Source organism: Streptomyces sp. NPDC047042 (assembly GCF_040644035.1).
Lineage (GTDB): Bacteria > Actinomycetota > Actinomycetes > Streptomycetales > Streptomycetaceae > Streptomyces.
This window is the reverse complement of record NZ_JBEYVP010000003.1, coordinates 95,717-112,723: the sequence shown is the minus strand read 5'-3', so window position 1 is coordinate 112,723 and position 17,007 is coordinate 95,717. Positions and strand designations below refer to the sequence as shown.

Here is a 17,007-nt window from a genome sequence, read left to right as displayed (position 1 = left end):
GGATGCAGGACGGTCCGGGGGCTCGCGCCGTGCCGTGTCAGAGGGCGTCGGTGAGTACGGCGGTGACGAGTTCGGTGCGGGAGCGTTTTCCCGTGCGGGCGAACAGCCGGGACAGGCGCCGGGCGGTCGCGTCCTCGGTGAGTCCCAGGACGGTGGCCGTCTGGCGGGTGGTCAGCCGCTCGGCGAGCAGCGTGGCGAGCAGCTGGTCGTTCTCGGCGGTGGCCTGCTTGCGGCCGGGGACGGTGAGTCCGGCCTCGCGCAGCGCGGTCCTGGTGTGGAAGCGCCACAGGGTGGCGCCGGTCGTGCCGAACAGCTCGTAGGCCTCGTGCAGCAGCGCGCTCGGGACCGCGCCCGTGGTGGCGGCGGCCACCAGGGTGGTCGCCGTCTCGAAAGGCAGCCCGCGGGTGCGAGCGAGATCGACGGCCTCGCTCAGGTTGTGGCGTGCCGTGTCGGGTGCTTCCTGCCGCAGGACGCGGGCCGAGGCGAGCAGATGCCGAAGACGGGACCGGTCGGTGCCCGTCCGTACGGCGATGCCTTCCAGGTGCCGCAGGCAGACCGCCGCCTCGGCGGTGTGCCCGGTCTCGGCCGTCACCTCTGCCAGCAGGGCCCACAGCTCGTCCGTGCCGTGGACCTGGTCGTGCGCCTGTGCCGTGGTCAGCGCGCCGCGCAGGGCCCTTTCGGCGCTGCCCAGGTCGCCGAGGGCCATGAGCACCTCTGCTTCCGAAGCGTGCAGCGCGCACTGCGGCGGGCTCCCTTCGGGACCGCGCACGACCTCGATGAGCTGGAGCGCGCTGGTGATGCGCCCCCGGGCGAGGAGGACGGCCGCCGTCCGTGCGGGAAGCGGTGAGCTGTCGGCCACCGGGATCGACTGGACCTCGTCGTGGGCCAGCAGCCGGCGGGCCGATTCCAGTGCCTGGTCCCACCGGCCCGTGAGGTGATCGAAGAGAAACCGGCCGAGCGGCGGCAGCATGGGCACGGTCAGGCCGGCGGTCTCCAGCAGGGCTTCGGCCGCGTTGAGGTCGTAGCCGGTGAGCAGGGTGTCGAACATGCCGCCGGCCAGCGAGTACACCTTGCCGAGGGGCAGGTCCGGGGCGTCGTGCAGGGCCAGTTCGCGCCGGTAGGGCTCCGGGCGGCCCATGGCCAGCTCGGCCATGGCGCGGAACCGGCCGGGCGCCGCACGCGCGCGTGGGCCGGTGTTCCACACCGACCGGGTCCGGTCGAGCAGTTCCGCTGTCTCCTGCCAGCGCGAGAGGTGACACAGGGCCAGGGCCTGTCCGGTCACCTTGGCGAGGGCGGGTACGGGCAGTCCGTCCCACCAGTGGGCGGTCGCGAGCCGGGACATCGTGGGCCAGTCGCGCTGGTTGGCCGTGACCGCGACGACCAGGCAGGCGGCCTCTTGCAGGTCGAGGTCGCTCAGCGTCGGTCCCGGATCGCGCAGCAGGGATTCGCCGGCGGCCCGTGCGGTGGGGTAGTCGCAGGCCAGGTAGGCGGCTGTGCCGTACCGCTGGAGGAGGAGATCGCGGGCGTCGGCGTGTTCGGTGAGGTCACGGGCGGCCCGCAGCCACCGCAGGACCCGCCCGTCATCCGTGCCGGGCCGTATCCGCTGGGCGGCGGCGGTCAGTTCGGCCACCGCGCGTTCCCGGTCGACCAGGCTGCCCGCGTCCGCGATCCGGTCCGCGCGGTAGGTCAGGGCGTTCGTCTCGCCGGGGAGAACCGGCGCCGGGGGGATCGCCGCTTCCGCGTGCCGCGCGTCCGCGTATCCCCAGAGGACCTCGACCGCGGTGGCGGACAGCCGGCTGCGTTCCACCGGGCTCAGCCGCTCTCGGACGGTGTGCTCGGTCAGGGGCAGGCGGAAGGTCCAGCCTCGCGGTGTGGTCCGGTACGGGCCGGGTGGTTCGTCGATGACGCCCGCCTCGACCAGGCGGTGGGCACCGTCGATGACGGCGTCGGTGGACAGGCCCGTCCAGTCCGCGGTCAGTTGAAGGGCCGGCGGGCCGAGTGGTCCCAGGACGCTCAGTGCGGCGGCCACCGCGCGCGCGGGCTCGCCGAGTCGGTCCAGGGCCAGGACGAACCGGTCGTCGTCGGGCAGCACCGGGGCCGTCGCCCGCGCGGGTATGAAGGCATGGCGGTCGACGATCCGGATCACGCCTCGGCGCGTCCAGCCGGTGAGCAGGGCCTCGACCGCTCCCGGGACACCGCGCGTCAACTCGCCCACCCGGCGCGCCAGATCGGCGTCCGCTTCGGCCCGCAGCCACCGCGCGACCAGAGCGGTGGTGTCCCGCGTTCCGAGCGGGAGCAGGACGACTGCGCGCGACCCCTTGCCGTCGGCCGGCTCTTCGTCCATCCGGGGAACACCCGCACGGCCCGCGCCTTCACGGCCTGCGGACCGGGGCCCTTCGGGCGCAGGGGTGGCTGTTCTCGTACCGCCCGTACCGCCCGTACCGCCCGTACCGCCCATGCTCGGTGCGGTGTGCCGGGCGACCGACACCACCAGCCGGACACCAGGGGCATCGATCCGCCCGAGGGCGGTCAGGGAGTCGGGATCGGCGTGCTGGGCATCGTCGACCAGGACCGTCACCGGTGCGCGGCGGGTGAGAGCGGCGCGCAGCAGTGTCTCCATCGCGGCCCGGTCGTGCCGGTCCGCGGCCGACAGCGCCCGGGCGACCGGCCCTGTGGCCGACCGGGGACCTTCCGGGCCGGACGGGCGCTCCTCCAGTGCCATGACCAGTCGCAGCGCCAGCAGCAGCGGCCGGTCACCGTCGCCGGGGACACAGTCCATGACGTGCACGGCGATTCCCTGTGTCCGCAGCCGTTCGCCGGTGGCGTGCAGGAACGCGGTGCGGCCCACGCCGTGTTCACCTCGCACGAAGACGAGGCGCGGGCCGTCGGGGTCGCCCAGCAGACCGTCGATCCGCCGCGACTCCCGCTCGCGGCCGAGCAGGCGGTCGTCGGTGCGGTCCATGCCGGCGGGCCTGCCCCAGCGGTCCGGTTCGTCGGTTCCCGGCCTCACAGTCACCGTCCAGTTTCCGAGGTGTGCCCTGGCGGGTGATGAACACGGCCGAGGCCGGCCGCGTACCCGTGTCCAGAAAGGCGTCAGTGCACTGACCATATGGGCCGCGCCGTCATGCCCCGCACCGCCGTCGGTCGCGGAGAACGAACGAGGTGGCACCGTGCGGGAACAGCGTGGAGCGGTCGTCGGCAGAGCCGACGACGTCCACGCACTGGCCGACGCCCTGCGCGCCACCGGTGAGAGGGCGCGCGTCCTGCTGGTCAGCGCGGGGGCGGGGATGGGCAAGACGACCGTCCTGGAGCGGGCGCGGCGTGCGGCGACCCAGGACGGCACCGCGGTGCTGCGGCTCGGCTGGGAGGGCGAAACCGACGACCCCCGGGACAGAGTCGGCACGGCCGACCCCCGAGACACGGTCGACCCGGCCGACCCGGTCCACCCCCGACGCACGGTCGACACGGCCCACGCGGTCCACCCCCAACGCACGGCCGACACGGTCCACCCCCGACGAACGGTCGACCCGGCCGACCCCCGACGCACGGTCGACCCGGCCAACGCGGTCCTCGCCCAACGCACGGCCGACCCGGCCAACGCGGTCCTCGCCCAACGCACGGCCCACACGGCCGACGCGGTCGCCGTCTCCGCCGGGTCCGGCCTGGTTCTCACCGACCCCGGCAACTGCCTGGCGGCGCTGCCCGGTGCCGAGAGGTCGCGGCTACGGAGGGCGGCGCGGGCCGGCGGGGCGGAGGGGCTGGCCGCGTTCTCCGAGGCGCTGGCGGCGGGGGCCCGCAGGATGTCGCTCGCCCTGGTCGTCGACGGTATCGACCGTATGCCGCGACCGGCCGCCGACACGTTGGGGCTGCTGTTACGGGTCTTCCGCCCGCGCGGTGTACCCGTGGTGATGGCCGGCCGCCCCGGACCCGCCGGGGATCACTCTCGCGCCCAGTTGGCGGCCGCCGCCGACGACGTCCTCGAACTGCCCCCTCTGCACCCGGCCGACGTCGCCAAGCTCGTCGACCTCCACCTCACCCGGCGGTTCGGCCACCCGGCCGACCCCGCGGTGGCGGCCACGGTGTCACGGGCCCTGGGCACGCTGGCGGGCAACCCGCGCGCCGTGCTGGCGCTCCTCGACGCCCTGGACGGACGGGACCTGCTGGAACTCGACGACCGGATGTGCCTCACCCGTGCGGAGAACCAGCTGAGGCTGAGCACCGAGGAAGCCTTCCTCCTCGGGTTCGGCCGGCCCCACACGCCCCCGTACCCCGGGATCGTCGAGACGGCGATCGTCACCGCCCGCGTTCTCGACCATGCCGATGTGCACGTCGACGACGCGTTCAGGATGGCGCCGTCCGCCGGCGCCCGAGCCCTCGAACGCGCGCTGGACCGTCTGATCACGGACGGGGTCCTGACCGCTGACCCGCGAGGCCGACTGTCGTTCGCCGTCCCGGCGCTCGCGGCGACGCTGCGGGCCCTGCCCAGCCGGCGCGACGTCCAGGGCAACTCCGCGCGGTACGTCACGAAGCTGACGGAGAAGCTCGGTGCCGAGGCCACCGGCCGCGGCTACCCGAGGCTGGCCGACCGCGTCGCGGCCTCCGGCCCGCGTCTGGCCGACTCCCTCGCGGTGCCGCTGCTGCTGGCGGCGGCCCGCGAGGAGGCCAGGAGCAACTGGCCCCGCTCGGCCCGCGCCTACGCGGCCGCGCTCCACCGGCTCGCACCCCAGGACCGGCGCACGCGTGGTGTGCTGCACGAGGCGAGCAGCCTGAGTCTGCGATACGGCGACCACGGCGGCCTCCTGGCACTGGGCAAGCCACTGCTCGCTCTGCTGGAGACACCGCACACCGAGCACACGGACCCCACCAGTCACACCGAACGTGCTGAACCCACTGAACGCCCCGAACGCCCCGCCGACGTCGGGGAACCAGCCGGCCTGTCGGACGTTGCCGCCGCGTGGGCGTGGGCGGCGCTGCACGAACACCGCGCCCCTTGCGCCGATGACCTGCGCCCCCGCTGCGCCGAGACGGCTGACCGGTTTCCCGCCGCGGCCGGGCTGGCGGCACTCGGCGGCCTGTACGGCATCGGCCCGCTCACACCCCCGGCGGCATCGACGGCCCGCCACACCCCGCACACTGGTCCCGGGCACCGCCGCACGCCCTTGCCCTCACCCGCCGAACAGCGTCTGGTGGCCGCCGCGACGGGCAGCCACCCGGAACTGAGCCGAGCACGGCGCGACCTGCCCCCCGACGCCCTCGACGACCGGGCCATGGACCGGCTGCGCCACGCCGCCGCCCACGCGGACCTGGCCGGCGCGTTCGCCGCCGTCCTCGGCGACCGGTACGTGGCGGCTCCCGACGGCATCGCCGTCCAGTACCGGGGCATGGTCCGCGACTACCTGGCGGGGAACTGGGACGCCGCGCTGACAGCCGCCCGCGGCATCGAAGTACGCGGCCGGACCCATCCTGCGGCAGGCGTCCCGCACCTGCCGCGGGCGCTGGCCGCGGAGATCCACTGCACCCGCGGAGACGTCGCACACGCCCGCGCATGGCTCGACCTGGTCCCCGACACCGTCACCCATCCCCTGGCGGCACGTGCCCGCCTGGCCGTCCGGTACTGGTCCGGCCGGCAGGAGGAGGCGCTGGAGGAAGCCTGGTGCGACGCGCGGCAGGCACGCAAGAACGGCCAACTCGCGGGCGTCGAACGGCTACTGCTGCGCATCCTGTCCCTCGCCGCCCTGCACGGCCTGGCGCAGAGGGTCCGACCGGCCCTGGAGGAACTGGAAACCCTGCACGAGGAAGCGGCCACGGCCATGACCCACGAGGCCCTGCTCATCGCGCGGGGCATCGCCCATCACGACGCGGACAGCGCGCTGACCGCCCACCGCTCGATCGGACGCCGGGGCGACGTCCACCTGAGCGTCATCGCCGGCATGTGTCTGACGTCCATCGCCGACGACCCCCGGCACTGGCTGACCGAGGCCATACGCGAGGCCCGCCCCCTCGGCCTGGGCCGCCCCTTCCGCACCGCCGTCACCCGTGCCGCACAACAGCGCGGCATCCCCGTACCGAGACTCCGCCAAGCACAACACCAGCTCACCGAGCCCGACATCACGCTCGTACGCATGGTCAGCGACGGCGCGACCAACCAGCAGATCGCCGCGGAACTCAACTGCAGCACCAAAACGGTGGAACAACGCCTGACCCGCCTGTTCCAGCGCACCGGCACCCGCTCCCGCGCGGAACTCACCGCCACCTGGCTGAACGGAAGCCTCACCGGGTAGGGGCCGACGGCCGCCACTCCCGCCTGAGCAGGCCGAACACCCATGAGTCGGACACCTCGCCGTTCACGACGCAGTCCTCCCGCAGGGTCCCCTCGCGCACGAAACCGACCTTCTCCAGCACCCGGGCGGATGCCAGGTTGCGCGTATCGGTCTCGGCCTGGACCCGGTTCAGGTCCAGTGTGTCGAAGGCCCACGTCAGCACGGCGTGCGCGGTTTCCGTCGCGTAGCCCTGGCCCCACGCCGCTTCCGCGAAGCAGTAACCCATCGACGCGCTGCGGAAGTCCGGGTTCCATCCGGTCAACCCGCACCAGCCGACGAAGGCCCCGTCGGAGACCCGGTCGATGGCCACCCGTACGCCGGTGCCCTCGTCCTCCATCTTCCGGCACGCCTCGAGGAAGCGGTCGGCCCGAGCCCGTTCGGTCCACGGCGCGGAGTCCCAGTAGCGCAGCACGTGGGCGCTGCTGTGCAGGGCGAAGAGGGGATCCGCGTCGGCGTCGGTGAAGGGGCGCAGCCGCAGGCGCGCGGTGTGCAGTACGGGGGTGGCCAGTGTCATGCGCACCATCCTGCGTCCCGAGGTCGCGGGCGGGACACCGATTAATCGGTCCCGGCTCCACCTGACCCTTGCCCCACATATCGACTTTCGATAGATTCCCATCGCGATTCGATGGAAGGGTGGGTCATGGGACAGCTGACCGTGCGTGCGCTGCGCGCCGTGCTCGTGGTGGTGCTCGCCGGCACCGTGTTCGTACAGGCAGGGATGGTGTGGGTGCTGGTCAGCGGGAACGACCCGGAGGACGGGTCGCTGCCGCTGACCGCGCTGCGCGTCATCACGATCCTGGGCATGGTGGCGGCCCAGGTCGCCCTGGTCTGCGTATGGCGGCTGGTGACGATGGTGCGACGCGAAACCGTGTTCTCCCACGCCGCCTTCCGGTACGTGGACGGCGTGATCGGAGCGATCGTGGCGGCCGCCCTCCTCTGGTTCACGGTCACGGCCGTCAACGCGCCGGGGCAACGGGACGACCCGGGAGTCACCGTCATCATGGCCGGGGTCGGTCTGGCCATCCTGGGGGTCGCGCTCATCGTGCTCGTGCTGCGGATGCTGCTCGCCCAGGCCGTCGCGCGCGATGTCGAAGCGTCCCGGATGCAGGCCGAGTTGGACGAGGTGATCTGATGCCGATCGCCGTCGACATCGACGTGATGCTGGCCAGGCGGAAGATGTCCGTGGGCGAGCTCGCGGACCGTGTGGGGATCACTCCGGCCAACCTGGCGGTACTCAAGAACGGCCGCGCCAGGGCGGTGCGCTTCGCGACGCTCGCCGCGCTCTGCGAGGTGCTCGAGTGCCAGCCGGGCGACCTGCTGCGCTGGGAGGCCGAGACGCCGGCAGAGGCGAATGACGTACCCGTCCAGGAGCGTGGAGTTCTCGACGCCCAGTGATCCGGTCAGGATCTCCGGTGCGTGAGACCGGGTGTCATACTGGCGCCCTGGCGCCTGGCAGGCGACACGGGGACTGGGTACGCGCGGAAGGGATCTCGGGTGGACGGGGCTGCTGGGCGTACGAACACCCGGAGCATCGCCCGGGCCGCCGTACGCGCGGAACTGGCCCAGGTGGCCTTCGACCTGTTCCTCCGTGACGGGTTCGAGAAGGTCACCTTGGACGACCTGGCCTCCGCGGCCGGGGTCTCCCGCAGCACGTTCCTGCGGTACTTCGGCAGCAAGGAGGACGCGGCCCTCAGCGTCTTCGAGTCGCACGGCGAGCAGGTGGCCGACGCCGTACGTGCCCGCCCCTCCGACGAGGACGACTGGACGGCACTGCGGCGCGGGCTGGACGCCGCGATAGAGCACTACCGCCGGGATCCGGTCAGGGCCCTGCGGACGACCCGGTTCGTCCTCGAGACCCCCGCGCTGTGCGCCCGGCAACTGGAGAAGCAGCGCGGGTGGTGGCCCACCCTGACCCAGGCCCTCGCCGAGCGCACCGATCCCCCGCAGCCCGTGACGCTGGCCGTCTCCGTGAAGGCCGCGGCAGCGCTGGACTGCCTCAACATCGCGCTCGACCATTGGACCGCTTCCGACGGTCACCTGGACCTCGTCGACCTGCTGGACGAGGCCTTCAGCGCGCTGACGCCTCGCTGAGCGCGGGCCGACCGCTCCCCGCCCGAAGGCATTCCTGTTACGCCTGCAGATGCCTGCGCAGGAACGTCACCGTGCGCTCAGCGATCGGTTCGATGTCGATACCGAGGAAGCAGTGGTCGGCCCGGGAGACCACCTGCAGCTCCGCGAACGCTCCCGCAGCGGCGTAGGCCGCGGCCATCGTTTCGCTGTGCTCGATGGACACGAGCGAGTCGGCGGTGCCGTGCACGAGCAACACGGGCGGCGAGTCCGGGTGTACCCAGGTCACCGGACTTGCCGCCCGTGCCAGGTCGGGCAGCTCCTCGACCCGGCCACCGAGCAGGCGCGTTTCGGGCAGCGCGGCCGCCGATTGCGGATCCAGGTCCGGCGGACGACGGAAGAGCGAAAGGTCGGTCGGCGGGTACCAGGCCGCGACGGCGGCGAGATCGGACGGCACACCGGTCACACCGACGTGTCCTTCCAACTCCGCCGGTGTCCGCTGCGCCGCCAGCAGGGCGAGATGCGCGCCCGCGGAATCCCCGAAGGCGCCGATCCGGCCGGGATCCAGGCCGAGTTGGCCGCCGTGGGCGCGGAGCCAGCGAACGGCGGCCTTGACGTCGTGCAGACAGGTGGGGAACGGTGCCTCCGAGGCGAGGCGGTAACTGACGCTTGCCACCGCCATCCCGGCGCGATTGAGCTGGTGCCAGATCGTCGGGAAGTCCACGAAGTCGTGGTGCAGCGGTTTGCGGGATCCGCCGAGCCATGCGCCTCCGTGTATGTAGAGCACGACGGGGACGGCCCGCTCGGCGTCGGGAACGTAGAGGTCGAGCCGGAGCGGGCGGAAGCCCTCCACATGGCCGTACATGATGTCCGGATAGATCGTCCGGTCCGGTCCCCGGTGTGGTGCGACAGCCTCGGGAGGCTCATAGGCGACCGGGACGAAGGGCTGCGGAAACGGTTGGACGGCCTCGGCGAGACCACTCATGGCTGTGTCCGTTCGTTGGCGTCGGCGAGGCGGATCCGGGCGGTGAGATGGATGCGCTCGGTCAGGCTGTGCACCCAGCGCAGGCGGACACGGTCGACGAGTTCGTAGTCCTGCGACGCGAGTTGAAGTGCCTCGAGACCGCGCCACTGCGCCATCGCCTCGTACGCGAGCAGCTCGGCCTCCTTCATGTCCACGCCCTCCGCGGCGATCGCGTCGGTGAGCGGCTGGATCCAGAGGCGCTTGGTCGCCTCGAGGAACGAGGCGTAACGCTCGCGGTCGTACGCCGCGATGCCGAGTACGCCGAAGAACAGCCGCATGTAGTCGTGCCGGGCCGGCTCCGCGAGCAGCTGCCACAGCTGCTCCAGGCGGGCTGTCAGGGGCGTCGTGCGGTCGGCGAGCAGCTCGGTGGGGTCGGTCGGCGTCGGGAAGCGGTTCCAGGACTCGTCCAGTGCCGTCGTCAGGAGCTGTTCGAACCCGCCGAAGTAGTAGATGAGCATCCGGTTGTTGGAGCCCACGGCCTGCGCGAGTCCGCGCAGCGTGAGGTTGGCGACCCCGCGCTCCAGGACGTGATCGATAATGCGGTCGAGCAGTTCACGGCGTCGCTCCTCACCCGCGGCGTTGCGTCGCGCGGGGGCCTTCTCACTCATTGCGGCCTTTCGTAGGTGATGCCGGGCACCCACTGCTCGGGTGCCCGGCATCAATGATCATCCCGTGGCTTCGGTCAGCGGACCGAGGTCGAGCAGGCCCGGGACATCGGCCTTGTCGGGCAGGCCCTTGACGCCCGCGGCGACCTGTCCCTCGTACATGGGTCCGCCGAGTGTCGCAGAGTCGATCCAGAGCAGGCCGTGCTTCTGGGTGTCGGCGCTCTTGAGGTACGGCACCTGCAGCTGCGCGGTGCGTTGCTGCTGTGCGAGGTCGAGGCCGAGGTCGGCGCCGTACTTGTCGACGGTGACCTTCGCGGCCGCGGCCGGGTCGTCGAGGTAGTCGGCCCAGCCCTTCGACGTGGCGCGGAGGAACTTGACGACAGCCGCGTGGTTGCCGTCCACGAAGGACTTCTGGGCGAACAGCAGGTCGGCGTACTGCTCGACCCCGAGCTTGGAGAACGGAGTGACCACGTAGTCCGACGCCTTGAGCTTGAACTGGGTCTCCAGTGTGACCGGTTGGTTGCTGGCGAAGCCGTTGTAGGCGTCGCACTGGCCCTTGACCAGCGGGGCGATGTCGTAGCCGACGCTGACCGCCTTGTAGTCGGGCTTCTTGCCGTCCTTGGTGAACAGGGAGTCGATGAGCGGCTGTACGCCGTCCTGCAGACAGATCCGCTTGCCCGCGAGATCGGTGACCGACTTGACGGGGTCCTTCGCCAGCGAGATGAGCGCGGCCGGGGAGTCCTGGAAGGCCGCACCCAGCATGACGATCTTGTCGCCGTGGCCCGCCGACGTCAGCACTTCGGTGAGTGTGGAGGAGATTCCGACATCGGCGGTCTTTCCCGCCACGGCGGCGGTCGGGAGCGGAGCGTTGGGACCACCGGGCTGGAACTCGACATCGAGGCACTGGTCGGCGTAGTAGCCGGCGTGGTCGGCCATCCAGTAGCCGCCGAACTCGACGCTCGGGATCCAGCCGAGCGCCACTCTGATCTTGGTGGACTTCGTGCATCCGGTCGGCTTCGCGGCCGAGGCGCCGGCGTCGTCGGCACCGCAGGCGGCGAGCGCCGACATCGCGACGACCGTGGCGACGGCCGCACCGAGCGCTCGCCGCGCTCGTCCGGGCAAGGGGGTAGTGATCAAGGAGGGTTCCTTCGGTCGGCCCGGGCTCCGCCGGGAGTTCATCCGCCCGGGCTGCTGCCGGGAGTTCATCCGCCCGGGCTGCTGCCGGGAGATCCGTGGTCCGGGCGTTCGCCCGGCGGTCAGTGGAAGCGCGCCAGCACGGCGTGCTCGACTCGTCGGGACACCGCGAACGCGGCGACGGCGAGTGCCGTCCCGAGGAGCGCCGTACCCCAGGTCTGCTCGACCTGGTTGTAGCTGCGGAGGTCGACGAAGAGCCGGCCCAGCCCATGCGTTCCCACGAGCATCTCGGCCAGCAGCGCGCCCCCGACGGCGATGGGCGTGCTCAGCCGCAGGGCGACGGCCACGCTGGGCAGGGCGGACGGGAGGTCGAGAAGCCGCAGCCTGGTCAGGCGGCCGGCGCCGAGGACGCTCAGCACGTCGCGTTGCGGGACGGGGACGGAACCGAGGCCGCTGAGCGTGAACGCGAACGCCGGGAAGAAACAGACGATGACCGTCGCGATGGTGGCGGCGCCGTTGCCGTAGCCGACGACGGCGGCGACGATCGGGATCAGGGCCGTCAGCGGCACCGACCGCAGCAGCAGTGCGACGGGCGTGACCAGGCCTGCCGTGGAGCGCCACAGGTGCACGAGGAAGGCCGCGGCCAGACCGGCGAGGATGCCCCCGGCAAGCCCCACGACCGCGTCGAGGGCCGTCCACAGCAGGGGTGCCGCGTAGGTCGTCGGGGTGTCGGCGAAGGTGGCGAGCACCGCCCAGGGGCGAGGCGCGACCGTCACGGTGAAGCCGTTCAGCACCACCCACAGATCCCAGCCGACGAGCAGGGCGATGAACGGCCAGTTGGCGAGGAGCAGCCGCAGCACACGGTTCAGCGTTCTCATCGGTACCGCCTCACAGCGACACCGCGCAGTGCGCTCGGGATGGCGTAGGCGACCAGCGAGAGGAGGGTGATCGCCAGAGCGGCGGCCCACAACAGGGTCGTCTGGACGTTCTGGAGCGAGCTGATCACCACGACACCGAGGCCGCGGGACGCCCCGAACCACTCGCCGATGGTTGCCCCGAGGACGGCGGCAGGACCACCGAGCGCCAGGCCGTCGAGGAGCCACGGGACCGCGGTCGGGAGCTCGAGCAGCCGCAGTCGCGTGGCGCGGGTGCCGCCCAGGGCGGTGAAGACGTCCTGCTGCGTCCTCGACACGGAGGAGAGTCCGCTGGTGACGGCGACGAACATGCCGAATCCGGCGCCCAGCGCGGCGATGACCACCGGTGTGTTCTGCGCGCCGAAGCTCGCGATGAACAGCGGGCCGAGGGCCGGCAGCGGGAGCGAGGCGACCAGGACCGACAGTCGGTCGAGTCCGGTGCTGAGCTGCGCGATCAGGTGGCCGAGGGCTGCGAGCAGCAGACCGGCGGCGCTGCCGATCAGCAGTCCCTCTAGGGAAGAGCCGAGCGTGGCGTCCACGGCGCGGCCCAGCAGCATGCGCGTCATGGGTTGTGACGCGTCACCGACGACTTCGCTCAATGGCGGGAAGGAAGACCCGGCAAGTCCCAGCCGCCCAGCGGATTCCATGACTGCCAGGAGCACGGCGACACCGGTCAGCGCCGAAAGCACACGCCCGTTCATCTGTGCACCGTCTCGGCGGTGCTGTGCACGGTCTCGGCGGTGCTGTGCACGGTCTCGGCGGTGCTGTGCACGGTCTCGGCGGTGTCGGAGTGATCGAGAAGCCGCGTGAGCCTGTCGACGGTCTCGTGGAACTGCGGGCTGCGGACCGTGTGCTGGTCACGGGGCCGGTCGAAGCGGATCCGCTCCTCGTGGATGATCCGCCCGGGCCGGCCGGACATCACCACCACCCGGTCCGAGAGCAGCACTGCCTCCTCCACGTCATGCGTGACCAGGATCGTCGTGATCTGTTCCGCGGCCCAGATCCGTGCCAGCTCTCCGTTGAGCCGCCGCCGGGTGACCGCGTCCAGTGCGCCGAACGGCTCGTCCAGCAACAGCAGGTCCGGGCGCAGCACCAGGGCCCGGGCGATGGACACACGCTGGCGCATGCCGCCGGAGAGCTGGCGCGGCCGGGCATCGGCGAAGTCGCGGAGCCCGACCAGAGTGAGAAGCTCGTCCACCCGCGCCCGGTCGACAGGACGGCGTGCCACCTTGAACGGCAGGGACACGTTGTCCCGGGCGGACAGCCACGGGAGCAGAGCGTGCTCCTGGAAGGCGACACCCAGGCGGTGGCCGCGACTCATCGCCTGCGGCCGTTGACCCGCGACCACTGTGGTCCCGGCCGTCGGCTGCTCGAGGCCGGCGACGATCCGCAGGATCGTCGACTTCCCGCAGCCGGACGGCCCGAGGAGGGACACGAACTCGCCTTCCCGCACAGCGAGATCGATGCCGTCCAATGCCCGTACGACGTTCCGGCGGTTCAGCCGGAACTCCTGAACGACGCCGTCGAGCGCCACCAAATCTGTCATGCGGGTTAGTGAACCAAATGATTCATAAAATGGGTATGTCTCGTTGGTTACATTTCGTCGCGCAGGCGGGACGCGAACCAGTCGCAGGTGTCGTCCACCAAGCGGGTCGCGAGGGGGCCGCCCCCGTCCCCCTCGTCGAGGCCGAAGATGTGGCCGCCCGCGCGCAACAGGACCGCGGAGGCGTCACCACTGGACGACGCGAGGACGAGCCGCTTCCCCGCCTCGGGGTCGACCAGCTCGTCGTCAGCGCAGTTGACGGTCAGGATCGGGCCCTCGTAGGCGCCGATCTCGGCCTCCGGCCGCACGGAGGCCGTCTCGGCGAACCATTGGGCGGACAGCTCAAACGTGCCGCCCCAGGGCGCCCGCAGCCACGCGGTGCCCGCCGCCTCGGCCTCCGCGTGAAGCTCCTTGTAGAAAGCCAGTTCAGTCATGTCGAACGCGCCGGAGTTCCAGGTGACCAGCCCTTTTACGCGCGAGTCGCGGGCAGCGAGCAGCGCCGCGATGCGACCTCCCTGGGAGAAGCCGAGCACTCCCACGGCGCAGTCGGAGAAGGCGGGGTCACGGGTCACGTGATCGACCGCGGCACGCGCGTCCGACACCTGCGTCTCGACCGTCAGCTCGGGCTGGGGCCGTACGGAGTCACCGCACCCTCGGAAGTCGATGCGAAGGGAACCGATCCCGCGCCGCGCCAACGCGGCGGCGAGACGCCGGTAGACGCCGGCCACCTCGTTCTTCTGCGACATCGTCCCGTGAAGCAGGATGACGACGGCAGAGGGCCGCGCAGGCACCGTCATGATCGCCGGGACGACCACGTCGCCGTTCATGACGTCGACTGCGACTTCTGTTATCGCGGACATGCGCACCCTCTACCCTCACGAGATCTTGAACCATTTGGTTCATTGATGCTAAGCGCGGCTTGCCGATCAGTCATCAGCCCGGTCCGGTGAGACCGGCCACGCACGCACCAGTCGGCAATGCGGTGACCTCCAGTTGCTACTATGACACTCAGTTCCAGTTATAAAACCGTGTTTCAACCCTCGTCATGAGTCTGTCTGGAGTTGCCATGTCCACGCTTCTGAGCGGCAAGACCGCGTTGATCACCGGATCCACCAGCGGTATCGGCCGCGCCGTCGCCGACCTCCTCGCCGAGCGCGGCGCCCATGTCATCGTGTCCGGACGCAACGCCGAGCGCGGCGCACAGGCCGTCGGCGACATCCGGGAAGCGGGCGGCAAGGCGGACTTCGTACAGGCCGACCTGACCTCGGCGGACAGCGCCCGGACCCTGGCCGACCAGGCCCGGTCGGTCACCGGGCGGATCGACATCCTCGTGAACAACGCGGCCGTGTTCCCCGAGGGCAGCACCACCGGCACCACGGAGGAGGTCTTCGACACGGTCTACGCCACCAACGTCAAGGTGCCGTTCTTCCTGGTCGGCGAACTCGTCCCGGCCATGGCCGAGCGGGGCGCCGGAGCGGTCGTCAACGTCAGCTCGTTCGTCGCCGACAAGGCGGCACCGGACAGGGCCGCCTACTCATCCAGCAAGGCCGCGCTGAACAACCTCACCAAGGCGTGGGCGAAGGAGTACGGCCCGTCCGGCGTACGCGTGAATTCGGTCGCTCCCGGCCCTGTCCTGCCCGAGGAGATCCAGGCCGCTGTCGCCGCCGATCCCCGGGCCGCCGCCGTCACGCAGGCGCTGCCCGCCCGCCGGTTCGGCCTGCCGCGGGAGATAGCCGAAGCGGTCGCATACCTCGCCTCCGACGAGGCCGCCTTCGCCCACGGGGCGTTCCTGAGCGTGGACGGCGGGGCAGGGCTGGCGTGAGGGGCGCCGGGCGCGCATGGCCGGCGGCACGTCGGTGCGCGAGGACCGGCCGAGCAGCTCTGGACAGCGGCGACCCCGGCGACCCCGTACCCACTCAGGTCGGCGACGGTGACGTGGAGGGTGACGGTGACGTGGAAGGCGACGGTGACGGGTGAGCTCGACGTCGACCGGAGCGGCGTTGGCCGCCACGCGGTCCACGCGGTCCACGCGGTCCACGCGGTCGCCGTTCCCGGAGACGCCAACAGGGCGCGGCGGGAGTGCGGCGAGGACCTCCCAGCCCGGGCCGTCCTCGCGCGGTCGGGCCCGGATGCGGCCGCCGAGCGCGGTGACTCTCTCGGTGAGGCCGACGAGCGCAGCGCCGCCGGCCTCAACGTATCGACCGTACGGCCGGGGAACCGCGTCCGGCCTGACTAAAACCCTGGCCGGTCGGCCGAGGCGGGAGTCGTCACGATATGACGTCCACCAGGACCTTGCCGACCGCACCGCTCTCCACCGCTCGATGCGCGTCGGCGGTGCGGTCGAGGGGAAAGCGGACCAGCGGCAGGCCGTGCTTCTCGCCGACCGGCAGGGCACCGTCGCGGACAGCGGCGGTGACGTCCTCGACGGCGGCCGTGCGTGCCTCCGGGCCGGCCGTGTAGAGCACCAGGAACTGGAAGCGTGCGTTCAGTACCATGCTCTGCCTCATGTCCAGTTCGACCGGCTTGCCGCCGTCGTTGGCGTAGGTCGCGATCGTGCCGCGGGTCCGCAGCACGGCCAGGTCCAGCGCGAGGTTCGCGCCCAGCGCCACCTCGGCGACGATGTCGACGCCGTCCGGGGCAATCCTGCGGATCTCGGCGGCCGGGTCGCCCTCGCGATAGTTGACGACGTGATGGGCTCCGGCGGCGGTGGCCAGCCGCGCTTTCTCCGGGCCGCTGATCGTACTGATCACGGTGGCCCCGGCCCATCGGGCGAGCTGGATCACCGCGTGCCCGACCGCTCCGGCACCGCCCGCGGCGAGCACCACTCTGCCGTCGAGCGCCCCGGGCCGCAGCCGGCGTGGGCCGTCCTCGGCGACGGTGAGCGCGCGGTGCGCGGTGAGCGCGGGGACGCCGAGTGAGGCGCCGACGTCGAAGCCGGCCTCGTCGGGCAGCGGTACGGCTCGATCGGCGGGCACCACGGTGAACTCGGCGGCCGTACCGGTGGGCCGTCCGGCGGCGGCCATGAGGACCCAGACCCGCTGACCGACCCGGCTCCGGTCGATCCCCTCACCGACGGCGTCGATCGTGCCGGCGCCGTCCAGGTGCGGGGTGACCTCGGAGAACTGCTTGGCGTGGCCGCCGGAACGGGCCTGCCAGTCGGTCGGGTTGACCCCGGACACGGCGACCCGGACGCGAACCTCGCCGGGGCCGGGCGCGGGCAGGTCACGGTCGACGAGTTGAAGAACGTCCGGGGTGCCGCTGTCGCGGTAGATGATGGCTTTCATGATCTGTCCTTGAGCTGGTCTTGAGCTGGTGAAGAGGCGTTTCTCCGCGCCGGCCCGGCGCCCCGTCGGAGTGTCCGGGTCCGGGTCCGGTGTGCGGCGTGCGCGTGCGCGTGCGG

16 protein-coding genes are annotated in these 17,007 nt (G+C 71.8%); 6 read left to right on the top strand and 10 right to left on the bottom strand.

The features are described 5' to 3' along the window. Window positions 1–37: 37 nt before the first annotated feature. Window positions 38–2,962 carry an ATP-binding protein gene (locus ABZ855_RS04175; RefSeq protein ID WP_360800560.1) on the bottom strand — a complete coding sequence of 975 codons (2,925 nt, stop codon included), beginning with the start codon at window positions 2,960–2,962 and terminating at the stop codon, window positions 38–40. 208 nt (window positions 2,963–3,170) lie between these two features. Between ABZ855_RS04175 and ABZ855_RS04170 the strand changes: the two genes are divergently transcribed. Next, complete coding sequence (locus tag ABZ855_RS04170) at window positions 3,171–6,281, top strand: LuxR C-terminal-related transcriptional regulator (protein WP_360800556.1); 3,111 nt, start codon at window positions 3,171–3,173, stop codon at window positions 6,279–6,281. Here ABZ855_RS04170 and ABZ855_RS04165 read toward each other — a convergent pair. Further along, window positions 6,271–6,834: a GNAT family protein gene (locus tag ABZ855_RS04165; protein ID WP_360800553.1), complete on the bottom strand. Its 564-nt coding sequence runs from the start codon at window positions 6,832–6,834 to the stop codon at window positions 6,271–6,273. The genes ABZ855_RS04170 and ABZ855_RS04165 overlap by 11 nt on opposite strands. Window positions 6,835–6,960: 126 nt before the next feature. Between ABZ855_RS04165 and ABZ855_RS04160 the strand changes: the two genes are divergently transcribed. The 3 genes from ABZ855_RS04160 (at window position 6,961) to ABZ855_RS04150 (ending at window position 8,411) form a co-directional block, all read left to right on the top strand. Beyond that, window positions 6,961–7,452 carry a DUF2975 domain-containing protein gene (locus ABZ855_RS04160; RefSeq protein WP_360800550.1) on the top strand — a complete coding sequence of 164 codons (492 nt, stop codon included), beginning with the start codon at window positions 6,961–6,963 and terminating at the stop codon, window positions 7,450–7,452. After that, complete coding sequence (locus ABZ855_RS04155) at window positions 7,452–7,715, top strand: helix-turn-helix transcriptional regulator (RefSeq protein ID WP_360800547.1); 264 nt, start codon at window positions 7,452–7,454, stop codon at window positions 7,713–7,715. Before ABZ855_RS04160 ends, ABZ855_RS04155 begins: the two co-directional genes overlap by 1 nt. 99 nt (window positions 7,716–7,814) lie before the next feature. Beyond that, the gene (locus ABZ855_RS04150) at window positions 7,815–8,411 is read left to right on the top strand and encodes a TetR/AcrR family transcriptional regulator (RefSeq protein ID WP_360800544.1); all 597 of its coding nucleotides are present in this window, start codon (window positions 7,815–7,817) and stop codon (window positions 8,409–8,411) included. A 37-nt stretch (window positions 8,412–8,448) separates the two neighbouring features. Here ABZ855_RS04150 and ABZ855_RS04145 read toward each other — a convergent pair whose 3' ends face one another. The 7 genes from ABZ855_RS04145 to ABZ855_RS04115 form a co-directional block, all read right to left on the bottom strand. Beyond that, window positions 8,449–9,372, bottom strand: coding sequence for an alpha/beta hydrolase (locus ABZ855_RS04145; RefSeq protein WP_360800541.1), 924 nt, complete (start codon window positions 9,370–9,372; stop codon window positions 8,449–8,451). Beyond that, on the bottom strand, window positions 9,369–10,019 hold the full coding sequence (locus ABZ855_RS04140) for a TetR/AcrR family transcriptional regulator (protein ID WP_360800538.1): 651 nt from the start codon (window positions 10,017–10,019) through the stop codon (window positions 9,369–9,371). Before ABZ855_RS04140 ends, ABZ855_RS04145 begins: the two co-directional genes overlap by 4 nt. 57 nt (window positions 10,020–10,076) lie before the next feature. Then, window positions 10,077–11,153 (bottom strand): ABC transporter substrate-binding protein, encoded by a 1,077-nt coding sequence (locus ABZ855_RS04135; RefSeq protein ID WP_360800535.1) that lies wholly within the window; start codon window positions 11,151–11,153, stop codon window positions 10,077–10,079. 119 nt (window positions 11,154–11,272) lie between these two features. Beyond that, complete coding sequence (locus ABZ855_RS04130) at window positions 11,273–12,028, bottom strand: ABC transporter permease subunit (RefSeq protein WP_360800532.1); 756 nt, start codon at window positions 12,026–12,028, stop codon at window positions 11,273–11,275. Then, on the bottom strand, window positions 12,025–12,765 hold the full coding sequence (locus ABZ855_RS04125; protein WP_360800529.1) for an ABC transporter permease subunit: 741 nt from the start codon (window positions 12,763–12,765) through the stop codon (window positions 12,025–12,027). Before ABZ855_RS04125 ends, ABZ855_RS04130 begins: the two co-directional genes overlap by 4 nt. After that, window positions 12,762–13,610 carry an ABC transporter ATP-binding protein gene (locus ABZ855_RS04120; protein ID WP_360800526.1) on the bottom strand — a complete coding sequence of 283 codons (849 nt, stop codon included), beginning with the start codon at window positions 13,608–13,610 and terminating at the stop codon, window positions 12,762–12,764. The genes ABZ855_RS04125 and ABZ855_RS04120 overlap by 4 nt, the downstream gene beginning before the upstream one ends. Before the next feature lie 47 nt (window positions 13,611–13,657). Continuing rightward, window positions 13,658–14,467, bottom strand: coding sequence for an alpha/beta fold hydrolase (locus tag ABZ855_RS04115; RefSeq protein ID WP_360800522.1), 810 nt, complete (start codon window positions 14,465–14,467; stop codon window positions 13,658–13,660). A 206-nt stretch (window positions 14,468–14,673) separates the two neighbouring features. On the opposite strand from ABZ855_RS04115, the gene ABZ855_RS04110 reads away from it, so the two are divergent. Both ABZ855_RS04110 and ABZ855_RS04105 read left to right on the top strand, forming a co-directional pair. Further along, entirely contained in the window at window positions 14,674–15,429 is a 756-nt protein-coding gene (locus ABZ855_RS04110) for an SDR family oxidoreductase (RefSeq protein ID WP_360800519.1), read from the top strand. Between the two features lie 126 nt (window positions 15,430–15,555). Then, the gene (locus ABZ855_RS04105) at window positions 15,556–15,843 is read left to right on the top strand and encodes a hypothetical protein (protein ID WP_360800516.1); all 288 of its coding nucleotides are present in this window, start codon (window positions 15,556–15,558) and stop codon (window positions 15,841–15,843) included. 31 nt (window positions 15,844–15,874) lie between these two features. Here ABZ855_RS04105 and ABZ855_RS04100 read toward each other — a convergent pair whose 3' ends face one another. Beyond that, entirely contained in the window at window positions 15,875–16,891 is a 1,017-nt protein-coding gene (locus tag ABZ855_RS04100; RefSeq protein WP_360800513.1) for an NADPH:quinone reductase, read from the bottom strand. Between the last annotated feature and the right edge of the window lie 116 nt (window positions 16,892–17,007).